The sequence below is a fragment of the Bacteroides sp. An19 genome (assembly GCF_002160215.1).
Classification (GTDB): domain Bacteria; phylum Bacteroidota; class Bacteroidia; order Bacteroidales; family Bacteroidaceae; genus Phocaeicola; species Phocaeicola intestinalis.
Genome location: NZ_NFKD01000091.1, coordinates 1 through 10,936, shown reverse-complemented (window position 1 = coordinate 10,936; position 10,936 = coordinate 1). Strand labels below are relative to the sequence as shown.

The 10,936-nt window shown below is 52.9% G+C and carries 9 protein-coding genes and 1 pseudogene; 1 reads left to right on the top strand and 9 read right to left on the bottom strand.

Annotated elements, in window-relative coordinates; translation table 11 throughout:
• Positions 1–168: pseudogene (locus B5F25_RS22575) on the top strand (IS982 family transposase); the annotation flags it as partial.
• 104 nt (positions 169–272) lie between these two features.
• On the opposite strand, the gene B5F25_RS19670 reads toward B5F25_RS22575, so the two are convergent.
• The 9 genes from B5F25_RS19670 to B5F25_RS19630 all read right to left on the bottom strand — a co-directional run bounded on the left by B5F25_RS19670 (position 273) and on the right by B5F25_RS19630 (position 10,799).
• Positions 273–896 (bottom strand): hypothetical protein, encoded by a 624-nt coding sequence (locus tag B5F25_RS19670; protein ID WP_087251578.1) that lies wholly within the window; start codon positions 894–896, stop codon positions 273–275.
• 23 nt (positions 897–919) lie between these two features.
• The gene (locus tag B5F25_RS19665) at positions 920–1,507 is read right to left on the bottom strand and encodes an STM3941 family protein (RefSeq protein ID WP_140406993.1); all 588 of its coding nucleotides are present in this window, start codon (positions 1,505–1,507) and stop codon (positions 920–922) included.
• Positions 1,504–2,634: a VWA domain-containing protein gene (locus B5F25_RS19660; RefSeq protein ID WP_087251576.1), complete on the bottom strand. Its 1,131-nt coding sequence runs from the start codon at positions 2,632–2,634 to the stop codon at positions 1,504–1,506. Before B5F25_RS19660 ends, B5F25_RS19665 begins: the two co-directional genes overlap by 4 nt.
• Positions 2,635–2,648: 14 nt before the next feature.
• Positions 2,649–4,871, bottom strand: coding sequence for a DUF5682 family protein (locus tag B5F25_RS19655; protein ID WP_087251575.1), 2,223 nt, complete (start codon positions 4,869–4,871; stop codon positions 2,649–2,651).
• A gap of 33 nt (positions 4,872–4,904) precedes the next feature.
• Complete coding sequence (locus B5F25_RS19650) at positions 4,905–5,984, bottom strand: AAA family ATPase (RefSeq protein WP_070752471.1); 1,080 nt, start codon at positions 5,982–5,984, stop codon at positions 4,905–4,907.
• A 14-nt stretch (positions 5,985–5,998) separates the two neighbouring features.
• Positions 5,999–7,174 (bottom strand): DUF5691 domain-containing protein, encoded by a 1,176-nt coding sequence (locus B5F25_RS19645; RefSeq protein WP_262483276.1) that lies wholly within the window; start codon positions 7,172–7,174, stop codon positions 5,999–6,001.
• Between the two features lie 286 nt (positions 7,175–7,460).
• A complete protein-coding gene (locus B5F25_RS19640) occupies positions 7,461–8,792 on the bottom strand; it encodes an SWIM zinc finger family protein (RefSeq protein WP_087251573.1) in 1,332 nt (443 codons plus the stop codon).
• A gap of 29 nt (positions 8,793–8,821) precedes the next feature.
• Positions 8,822–9,697, bottom strand: a complete 876-nt coding sequence (locus B5F25_RS19635; RefSeq protein WP_087251579.1) for a DUF4261 domain-containing protein — start codon at positions 9,695–9,697, stop codon at positions 8,822–8,824.
• 13 nt (positions 9,698–9,710) lie between these two features.
• The gene (locus B5F25_RS19630) at positions 9,711–10,799 is read right to left on the bottom strand and encodes a DUF4261 domain-containing protein (RefSeq protein WP_241148450.1); all 1,089 of its coding nucleotides are present in this window, start codon (positions 10,797–10,799) and stop codon (positions 9,711–9,713) included.
• Positions 10,800–10,936 lie beyond the last annotated feature (137 nt).

The following is a 10,936-nucleotide window of genomic DNA, read 5'->3' as shown; positions in this document are numbered from 1 at the left end:
GTCAATGACGAACTGAAGAACATAGCACAGATTGAACACTCAAGACATCGTTCATTCAATAACTTTATAGCCAACTCCTTGTCGGCTATCGCGGCATACTGTTTTTTTGAAAAGAAGCCTGCCATTGACGTGAATTTTGTCAATGACGGACAACTTGCTATTTTTTGATTTTATTTCGAACTCACGTTATTTATTTTTAAGTTTATAATTTATTTTCCGAAACAGCTAATGTTCAGCTAACAGCCGATTTGGCTGTTATTTTCCCAAAATATTCACTCTTCAAGTTTACTTTTTACCAATTCCAGGAATTCCTCCTTAGTCATGAACCTGTCGAGAAAATCCTTCAGTCGTCCCTCATTAGTTACTTCCGTGAAAAATTCCTCATGATCCGTACTCCAGACGACAGGATTCTCAGGGTCGTTATCTGACAGGCAGATAAGATAGTAATTGGGATAACCGTCCGTATAAAGCAACTCTACGAAATCCGGAGTGGCACAATCTGAATACTTGATGATTTCACCCAGCTCTGCATTATCCGTAAACCAACCATTCCATTCTTCAAAATCCGGTGTCCCTTTTTGGAATGGCGTAAATGGTCTGGCAACCCAAAACAGTTGACGGCGAGGCTCTTCATCCAAGGTAAAGAAGGTTTCTGTCATTTCCTTATAGAATGACTCCCTGTCGGAATTGAACAACTCCATATGCTCATCCACCCAATCGCCCAAACCTTCAATAGGCTCCGTATCTTCGGCAGCCAGCCAGGGCGTGTCCACCGGTTTAAGGAACAGGGCCGTATCGAATGTAATGGCACAGAGATCCTCTTTCAACGAATTCCCTTTCAGGTTTGCCACGTTGCCGCCCAGTAGCCTGATTCTGTCTGTTATTTCCTTTTTCATGAGTTCCGTATATTCTGTTATTATCAGGTCATTCTTATATGTTCATTCAATATGCGTAAAATATCAGTTCGTTTCATAGACAGGTTTGAGGCTAAAATAGACTCAATGGCTCCCGTCTTATTGAGATTAAATCTCATTATCTTCTGTATAAAATTGGAAGTCGTATGAGATTTCATTCGCTGTACGATATATGAGGGGCGATAATCAATAGCAATTTGCTTTGACGCGCCAATTGTTATCAGGCGGAACTTCTGTACATCTTTGAAATATACCGTATCATACGAGGCTTTAAATTGCACATAAACCTCAATCCTGTCTTTGTATATAACTAAATACGGAATACGTCTCAGATAGTTATAGAGTGACATGATGCATATGGCCAGTCCTCCAACACCAAAAAATATAGAGCCTAACCAGCCTCCAATTATTTTAGTTACCATCCTGCAATTGTCATCTGCTATTATAAAGATGCCCATTATGGCAAAAAGCAGACTACATATTCCTAACAATAAGTTTTTCCAAAGATTTTGGTAAACCCTTATTCCTTCTGCATCGTTTGGTGTCCTGTTCTGCCGGTTCATAGCTGATAAACATCTTTCTTGAAGAATCATTTTTCTTTAATGTTCTTGGATACCCACATTCCGATATCCTGCTTGCTCAATGCTGCTGCCATCAGGTCTGGAAATTTGTCGGGCGTACAGGCAAATGTGGGGACACCGAGGCTGGCAAGATACTCGGCATGATGCTTGTCGTAGCAGGGAGCTCCGTCGTCGTTCAGTGCAGGGAGCACAATCATCTGCACACCACTGGCCACGATAGAGGCGAAACGCTTGCGCATCTCCTTCGCGTCGCCGCCTTCATAGAGGTCGGTCACCAGCACCAGCACGGTGTCCTGCGGCCGTGTGATCACTCCCTGACAGTAAGTCAGAGCCCTGGCTATGTCGGTTCCTCCGCCGAGTTGGACACCGAACAGCAGGTCAACCGGATCCTGCAAGTCGTCGGTAAGGTCAACGACCGAGGTGTCGAATACCACCATACGCGTACTCACGGACGGCAGGGAGGCCAATACCGAACCGAAGATGCCGGAATAGACGACAGAGGTTCCCATCGATCCACTCTGGTCGAGACAGAGAATGATGTCCTTCAACGCCTTGCATTTGCGGCCGTAGCCTATCCTGACTTCCGGAATGACGGTCTTGTACTGAGGCTGGTAGTTCTTTAAGTTCTTTATGATGGTCGTCTTCCAATCTATCTCGTTGTAACGCGGATTGCGCCTTCTCGCCGAACGGTTCAATGCACCGGTGACGGCCTGCTGGGTCGGGGCAGAGAGTTTCCGCAACAGGTCGTCCACGACCTTGCGTACGACCTGACGGGCCATCTCCTTGTTCTTTTCGGGAATGGCCCTGCCGAGTGACATCAGTGTAGCCACCAGATGTACGTCAGGAACAACCGTTGCCAGCATCTCTTTCTCGGTCAGCAGCGAGTCAAGGTGCAAGCGTTTAATAGCATCCCTTTGGATAACCTGCACGACTGTCTGCGGGAAAAACTCCCTGATATCTCCCAGCCAGCGGCTTACCTTCGGGGCCGACGACCCGAGTCCGCCTCGGCGGTCACTGTCATAGACGGCTTCCAGCGAACTGTCAAGGCGCTGTTCCTCCACCGTCAGCGTTACACCCGTCCCGTCAGCGGCGTTTCCGCCGAGAGCCATGCGCCATCTTTTCAAATATTCTGTTTCCATATTCTGTTCCTTTTTTATCCGATTCCCAGAAATCTCCCGAGCAGGGGTATCACCTTGGATGCATCCCCGTCATTGCAGGAATGTTCCCCGGAGGCGATTCCGGTATCGGTTCCGTTCAATTCGAATCCTTTGGCCTTCTCGCCGAGCTTGCGGCGCTCGGCCGTGGTGAAATTGCTGAATGTGCGTCTGATCACCGGCAGCAGTTCTATGAAATTCGCGTCGCTCAGGCCGCAGAGCCAGCCGTTCACGAGCTGCCACAGGTTGTCGTCCAGCAGCAGTACCGAACCTGATGCACGCAGAAATCCCTCGAACCAGTATGCGATGTCGGAAGGTGCGTTACCCACCGATGAATAGAAGCTCAGGGTGTCACGCATCTCTTCACGCGATATCCTGCCCTTGTCGTAGAGTATGCGTGCCGCGTACCCGGAGAGCAGCGGATGCGCTCCCGATGAATTGCGGATCTGCTGCACGAACCCGTACCACATGCCGTTCAGCTCTTCGTCATCAAGCGTGGAGACGGCATAGTCGGTAGCCGACAGGTGTTCAAGAAGTTCTCCGGCTGCCTCCTCGTCGATGTTGATGCAGACGAGCAGACCTCCTGCAAGGATACGTGCCACCATGGCCCGGAGCATGTTGCCCACCTTGCTGAAATCCAGATTGCGGACATCGCCGTAACGGACGATGTTCACCAGGTCGGGAACCGCTTCCATCATCTCCACAATGTCTGTGGATGCCGCCGACAGACGGTCAAGACGGATGGTCATCGCCTCCACAAGCTCCGGAAGGTTGGCCGGAATGACCCGGTCAAGAAGTCCCGTCAGTTCAGGGATTCTGGTGATTCCGGTCATGCGGTCGGAGACGTACTTCTGCACGGCTTCCTCCACGGTATTGCCCCAGACTGCCCGTTCTATGATGCAGACAATCTGTTCCGGCCTGTGGTAAAGACTCCATTTTTCCTTGAATGTACCCTTGCCGCCTGCGGTTTCAGGCTTGGCCCAGTCTATGTCAAGCAGGGCCAGGCGGTGGAAGAACAGGCTGCGTTCCAAATCGGTCTCCTTGCGCAGGTCAAGTGTCATCTCCTTTATTTCCGCCGTGAAAGGGACACGCAGACGTTTCTGCAGCCGTTCCACGTCAATCAGGAGAGGGACTTTGGGCACCGCTTCCGGGACTTTGCCCAGCCGGTTGCCCACGATGAGCGATTCCTTGACGAGCTGCAGCAGCATGTCGTCCCCGAAGCCCATTACGGTGGTCACCGCCTCGTTGTATTCCTCAAGCGTCGGGGTGGGCAGACCACGCAACGCCGCTGTCGTCTGCGCCAGACGGACTGTCTCGATTACGTGGGCCACCGAGATGTCCATGTCCTTCTTCCTCAGAAGGGCCGCTATACGGCTGACCCACCAGGTGCCGTCATCATCCGGATGATGCCACAGGTAATGGTACCATCCCGGAGAATCTATGCCGGCCCCGTAACCGCTGCGGAAGGTGAGCCTGTCATACGTCCACGGAATCCACGTGCATTCCGCCTTTACCTTCGGGAGCCCTTTCAGCAGCTCGTTGTCGTCCTTCACCTTCGGCATGTTTTCCAGTGCCGGGACATGCCATGCCCCGCAGATTACGGCTATGCGTTCAAAAGGCTCCTTCTGGGCCGCCCGTATCATGCGGCGCATCCACGCTTCACGGACAAGGTCCCTGCGGGATGTATGTTCCGGGAGGGCTTCCCTGAGTGCGGTCACAGCTTCCTTGACGGCCTCGAAGATGCCGCTGCCGTCCCTGCGCTGTTCTATGTTCATGTTCCACCACGATTCACCGTCCGGATAGCCGGCAGCTTCTGCCAGCAGGTCAAACGGATCACCCGGCTGTTCATTGGCTTCATCATCCGCTTCTGCAGGCTCGTTGCCATCCTTCCTTTCCGCTTCGAAGGCAAGGGAATGGGCAAGCGGGAGATCGAAGAAGCGTAAGGTGACATTCTCCCGGAGAGCATAGCGCAAAGCCTGCCATTCCGGCGAGAAGTCGGCAAACGGATAGAATACGGCATTCTGCGGCGCATCGGGCTGATAGCCGAGCAGGGCTACCGGAGGCTTCATCTGCCCGTCGGAGACGAACGGCATGAGAGCCTCGGCCTCCGCCGGTCCCTCAAGCAGTATGAGGTCGGGACGGATACGCTCAAGTTCCTGCAGGATGTTCCGGCAGGAGCCCGGCCCGTGATGACGTATTCCCAATAGATGAATGTCTGTCATATTACTTGTCTCATGCAAAATACTTCAATCAAATCATATCATATCTCTTGAAGCCCTGTAGATGTCTTTCCAGCCCTCACGGTTCTTGACCACCGTCTCCATGTATTCCTGCCATACCACTTTGTCCTGAACAGGGTCTTTCACCACGGCACCGAGGATACCTGAAACGAGGTCCTCCGCATGGATCTGGCCGTCGCCGAAATAGCCGGCCATGGCAAGGCCGTTGTTCACCACGGATATGGCTTCTGCCGTACTCAGTGTGCCGCTCGGGCTCTTGAGCTTCGTCTTGCCGTCACCGGTGGCACCCTGACGCAGCTCACGGAAAATGGTGACGACACGGCGGATTTCATCAAGGGCCGGTTTCTCTGCCGGCAGCTGCATCACTTTCTCGAAGCTCTCCACGCGGCGGCGTACAATGTCAACTTCTTCCTCAAGCGTGTCGGGCAACGGGAGGATGACCGTGTTGAAACGGCGTTTCAGTGCGCTTGAAAGGTCATTCACACCCTTGTCCCTGTTGTTGGCCGTGGCTATGATGTTGAATCCGCGGATGGCTTGCACCTCCTTGTTCAGCTCGGGGATGGGCAGGGTCTTCTCCGAAAGGATGGTGATGAGCGTATCCTGCACGTCAGAACCGATACGGGTAAGCTCCTCGATGCGGCCGATCTTGCCTTCCTGCATCGCCTTCATCACCGGGGTCTGCACCAGGGCACCCTCACTCGGCCCCTCGGCGAGAAGACGGGCATAGTTCCAACCATAGCGGATGGCCTCTTCTCCCGTTCCGGCGGTACCCTGTACTATCAGCGTCGAATCGCCGGATATGGCTGCCGCCATGTGCTCGCTGACCCAGCTCTTGGCCGTACCGGGAAGACCGTACAGAAGCAGCGCCCGGTCGGTGACAAGGGTGGCCACGGCAATCTCCATCAGGCGGCGGTTGCCTATGTATTTCGGTGAAACCTCGAAACCGTTTTTCAGTGTCCCGCCCATGAGGTAGGTGACAACGGATTGGGGTGACATCTCCCAGTTTTCGGGAATCGGGTTGGTCTCGTTCTTTTTCAGTTCATGAAGTTCCTCTGCAAACTGTTGCTCGGCATGTTGTCTCAGTAAAGTGCTCATATGAATATCAATATTTATTTTTCATTTAACAAAGTGTCTGTTTCAGATTTAAGATCCATGTATTCCAGCATCTTCGAGCAGAACTCGTTCATGGACGGCGAAGCCTCCGCCGAAGAGGCGGCCTTGGCCTCGATCAGGTTCCTCAGATGCGACGGGATATGCATGGCAAGCCGTTCCGCCATGTCTGCGGCATAATACAGGTAATCCTTTTTCAGAATCCAGGACAAGACGCTGGAAGAGAATTTCGGGCCCCATGCCTCATAGTCGTTGCCGTACCATGAGTCGGGTATAAATCCGAAATCCCGGACCGTTTCCGGCCAGCTGATTTCCTCCCGCTGGGAGGGGGTGAGCATCGCCACGAGTTCCGGCTTGCGCAGATAGGAAGGGTCTTCCTTCAGGGTATGGAAAGCCCACAGCCCGTCCGAGAAGTTGAGTATCGGGTCTTCCAGCTCCAGGAACTTCCTGAAAGGAGGATGCTTGGCGAATTTTCTTGCGGCCTCTTCCTTTCCGCAGCCATATACCTCGCACCAGAAACTCAAAGGTACCCGTTCGGCGAGCTGTCTCAGGATGAATTCGGAATCGCCCTCTTTCTTGTTGGAGCTTACCTCGGACAGCCCCATGGCCTTCATCTCCGGGGTGTATCCGATCTCGTCGTATGACCATCCGGTAAGCATGTTGTGTCTGATATGTCCACGCAGGAGTTCGCAGCAGCGCGTCACCATGGCTGAATCGGGAATCATGCACAGAAGTTTCCGTGCCGTTTCCTTGACAATGGAGCTGCGGTCCGACTCCAGCACTTCCTGGATGAAGGGCTCGTCGGTCTTGCTGATGTTGGTCCGGAGGCATCCAAGCAGTTCGTTGCGCTGGTTGGCTGGTTCGCTCTTCCAGTCTTTCCGCAGCAGTTCAAGGGCTGCGGCAGGATCCTGTTGCCTGAATCTGGCAAGCATCTCCTTACGCTCGCCGTGGGTGGCCGTGTCCCAGGAATCGGTGGTCCCGCATTCCTCTCCGGCAAGGCCCATCTGCCTGATCAGCCACAAGCCTCTGTTCCCGACGAGATTTTTCAGCAGCCTGCGTTCTTCAAACCGCAACGGGTTGTTGCGGTCATAGGCACGCCGGATAAGCGGCTGGAGGTATTCGGGTGAAATGATTTTTCCCGACCCCTGCGCCAGACGGTAGGCGTAGGCCAGCATATAGCGTGTACTGTGGAGTCTGGAAAAGAGTTGGCTCCGGCCTTTGTCGAAATACGGCAGTTCCTCTTCCGGGGCTGTTTCCACGGGGACAATGCCTTCCGCTCCGGCCGGTTCCCATCCGGCACGCCTGTAGGCGAAGGCGGATGCGGCTGTCATGTACAGGAACGATTCCGTGTCTTCGGCTTTTCCGCGGATCCCGTCAACCAGAGTCTGAAGGGACTCGGGAAAGGCTCCGGGAACGAATTCACGGTTGGCTGTTCCAAGCAGTGCAGCCTGTATGATAGGTTCAGTTACGTTCATCTCTCCAAGTATGATATTCTTTGTTGTACCAGATGGATTTCAGTTCCCATATATCCCCATTTACAATGACCAGCGAGGCGAACGGATTGCCGCCGGTAATGGCGAGGATGTCGATGTAGGTTTCCTCGGGCATCGCCACACGGACGGCATTGCCCGAGTTGTCCAGCAACGTGTAGTCTTTCCCGTTACGGGCGACCCTTACGTCCTCCACAAGCAGGGGGACGTCCTCGGAAAACGGATTCGTCAGCATGGCCGTGCGGTACACCGCGGCAGCCTGCTTCAGGTCAGGGCTGCACGCCGGCACAAAGTTTTCTTCCGCGAGTACGGACTCTCGGAACAATGCACGCCGGCATGTACCCGTGCCGTTATAGAAGCATAGCGCCCCTTTATAGGCACTGCCCGGAATCCAGTTCTCGGTGGAAAAGGTACCGGCAACGGCAAAACTCAGATATCTGGCGAAAAGCCCGCTTTCCTTTCCGTAAAACCAGTAGATGTCGGTATTGACATCGTTGACTTTACGGGACTGCTTGTGAAGCACGAGCCAGCTGTCCGCCACCGGCTCTCCGGCAAGGACATTGTCCTTGGACTGGGGATATCCGATCTGCGTGCGTATCTCGTCCTTCCATTCTTCGGGAAGTCCGTCGATGTTCCTGTAGCTCTGCATGAGCAGGTACAGCCTGCCCATACTTTCCGTCAGGTCGGATTTCCAGCTTTCCGAGTCGAAGTCTATAGCCTCCATGGCTCTCAGTCTCCCCGCAAGTCCCGGTGCCTGGGCGTCCACCATCCTCCGGGCCATGTTGTCAAACAAGGTATAGGCACGTTCCGGAACATTCAGAAATCCGTTGCGCACCAGGTCCTTCATCCATACCTCAAGGTCGGATATGCCTCCCAGTACCTTCTGGTGCCGCTTCTCCTGCCTCTTGGCCTGAGCCGCTTCATCCACTGGGGTTTCGCTTTTGGCTTTCTGCTCCTTCTTTTCGGCCTTCTCCGTTCTTTTGGCAAGCCACGCTGTCACCCATTCCGGTTCTTCCGCCTGCGTGAACTGGTCAGGCTGGCGGGCGTACAGCAACAGCAGGCCAAGCCCGTGCTTACACGGGAATTTGCGGCTCGGGCAGGAACACTTGAACGCAATGTCATTCAAGTCTATCACCGTCTGGTAGGGATTCTTTCCGCTTCCCTGGCAATGCCCCCAGACGGCACGTCCGCTGCATTCCCTCAGTACCCATTTGCTCAAGGTCGCAAGTCCTTTGCCGGCCTTTACAGACGAGTCGTCGGGAGCGAGCTGCAATATCTGTTCTTCTGTCAAGTTCAATGGCATAAGCAACAAGTTAATTGGTCATTGGTAAATCATTCCCGGTTCCCGGCTGCATATTCTCCCGTGTTGATGTCAAGTACAGGACGTTTGGGCTGTATCAGCGCGTCTTCGTATTGGCACTTCCACTGGATGCTGCTGTCCATATCACCGTCTTTGATTCCATCGATGGTTTCTCCCGAATCTATTTCATTGCCGCTTGTAAGCAGATAGGAGGCCACGTTGTAGGCATGGTTCACTACCCAGTTCGGATCAAGTCCGCGGAAGTGGTACTGCAGGTCAGGCAGGAACAGCGTGTTCATCCCGAGTGTATCTACCAGCATGTCGTCGGAACCCTGGATCGTGAAGAAACGGACATTCACGGCATAGCGGATGAACCGGTCAGGACCTTCTATCTGATTGCCGCGGATTTCCTTCGCCTCGAACAGTTTCCCGCTGCCGCTGAAGAAGAACGCCTCACAGGACGGGAACAGTTCGGCGAGCGCTTCAAGGTAGTCCATTTCCAGATTGGCGCGTTCCAGCGAAGGCAGAGCACGGGCAAGGAAGTCCGTAGCGAGCATACTGTACCGGCATTCCTCAAGGATACGGTCACGGCTCTCCTGGCAGTCCCACATCTGACTTCTGGTGAAGTCGTCCACGGTCTTTCCGTCAAAGTCCATGCACGAAGTCATCAGGAACTGCACGGGTGCTTTCCCGTCCTTGAATTCCACCATGTGGTCCAGGGCGGTGATGAAGACGGATTTGTCATCACCTTCGCGGCATTCTACATTGCCGAAATGCTTCCGGCATACATCAGCCACCCTCTGCGTGTCCGGCAATTCAACCGGTTCCTTGAACAGGAGGTTTATAAGTAGAGGTCCTCCGGGCTGAAGCTCCTTTGTATTTAGGTCTTGTTGAAATACTTTGCTCATATATTGGTCATTATTACTCATACGATATTTTGAGAGTCATTATATCCGGTAGGGCGACACCCTGACTGCGGATTATAGAGTGCTTGTCTTCTGCTGAGAAACCAATGGTTTCACCATCATTGAGAACTACATCATACTTCAAAACATATCCTACCATGCTGGCCAGAAAATCTCTCACATCTGATGGTTCGGCGTCCACATCAAGGACCTCCATTTCGTCCTTGCCGAAACACTCCATTCCATAGGTGTAGCCGCTGATTCCTTTTTCAGTCCGATAAAGCCCGAACCATATCCAGTTGTATATAGGCAGCGAATCCTCCTTCATCATTCCCGAAAAGCCTTCATAGAAACGGGGCTGGAAAACGACGCCGCTGGTATAGATACCGGTTATGTTCTTCTGGTGGCAGCAGACAGACAACAGCTTCACGTACAGTTTGCCTCTTTCGATCAGGGACTTCTCTTTGCCGATAACGGCAACCATGATGTGTGCCTTATGCTCTTTGGCTGTTTTTTCGGCCTCCGGCCACATGTAATTGTTCTTCGCGCATTCTTCGGCTTCGCCATTAGGTACGGGGGCAGGCATCAGGCTTACCGCCGCCATCATGTCACCCACGTCAAAGACCAGTGACTCGGGATTCCGTTTCTCGTCAGATTTCTCTTCAGCGGTGATGTTCCACTGTTCTTTCAGATCTCTGATGTATTTTTCCTTGTCCCAGCTGTTGTCGGAGAGCAGGGCGAATCCCACGAATGTGCCGGCCTTCTTCTCTCGTTCCTCGGCCTGCTTTGCCTGTTCCATCCAGTAGGAACGCACCATCTCGACAAGGGCCGTAGCATCCTTGACAGCCGTCTTTTCGTCATAAGGCTCCATCTCACTGAAGGTATGGCCGCAGTCAGACAAGCTGTCTCCTTCGTATCCACCATTCACGCCCAGCAGCCATTCACTGTCCTTGGTATCCTTGTATTTGAAGATGTAGTAGGTCATATCGTGAAGTACGAACGTGCCTGTACACTCTATCTCTGCCGGCTCGTGTCCCAGTTCCTGCGGGTGCGAGAGCCAGGCCGTCATTGCAGCCAGAGCCGCTTCATATTGTGTTGGTCTCATATCTTGATGTTTTTAATTTAACGTGAGTTCGAAATAAGAATAAATATATTTCAGTGATAATTAGGAACATAGCGATAAAAGTATTAAATTTATAGTGCCGAATTATAAGATTTAAACGATTACCACTATGTTTCCGG

Bases quoted from the DNA above. Each gene is read 5' to 3' on its own strand.
- B5F25_RS19670 (WP_087251578.1), bottom strand. From the start codon at position 896: ATGAAAAAGGAAATAACAGACAGAATCAGGCTACTGGGCGGCAACGTG.
- B5F25_RS19665 (WP_140406993.1), bottom strand. From the start codon at position 1,507: ATGATTCTTCAAGAAAGATGTTTATCAGCTATGAACCGGCAGAACAGG.
- B5F25_RS19660 (WP_087251576.1), bottom strand. From the start codon at position 2,634: ATGGAAACAGAATATTTGAAAAGATGGCGCATGGCTCTCGGCGGAAAC.
- B5F25_RS19655 (WP_087251575.1), bottom strand. From the start codon at position 4,871: ATGACAGACATTCATCTATTGGGAATACGTCATCACGGGCCGGGCTCC.
- B5F25_RS19650 (WP_070752471.1), bottom strand. From the start codon at position 5,984: ATGAGCACTTTACTGAGACAACATGCCGAGCAACAGTTTGCAGAGGAA.
- B5F25_RS19645 (WP_262483276.1), bottom strand. From the start codon at position 7,174: ATGCTGGCCTACGCCTACCGTCTGGCGCAGGGGTCGGGAAAAATCATT.
- B5F25_RS19640 (WP_087251573.1), bottom strand. From the start codon at position 8,792: ATGCCATTGAACTTGACAGAAGAACAGATATTGCAGCTCGCTCCCGAC.
- B5F25_RS19635 (WP_087251579.1), bottom strand. From the start codon at position 9,697: ATGAGCAAAGTATTTCAACAAGACCTAAATACAAAGGAGCTTCAGCCC.
- B5F25_RS19630 (WP_241148450.1), bottom strand. From the start codon at position 10,799: ATGAGACCAACACAATATGAAGCGGCTCTGGCTGCAATGACGGCCTGG.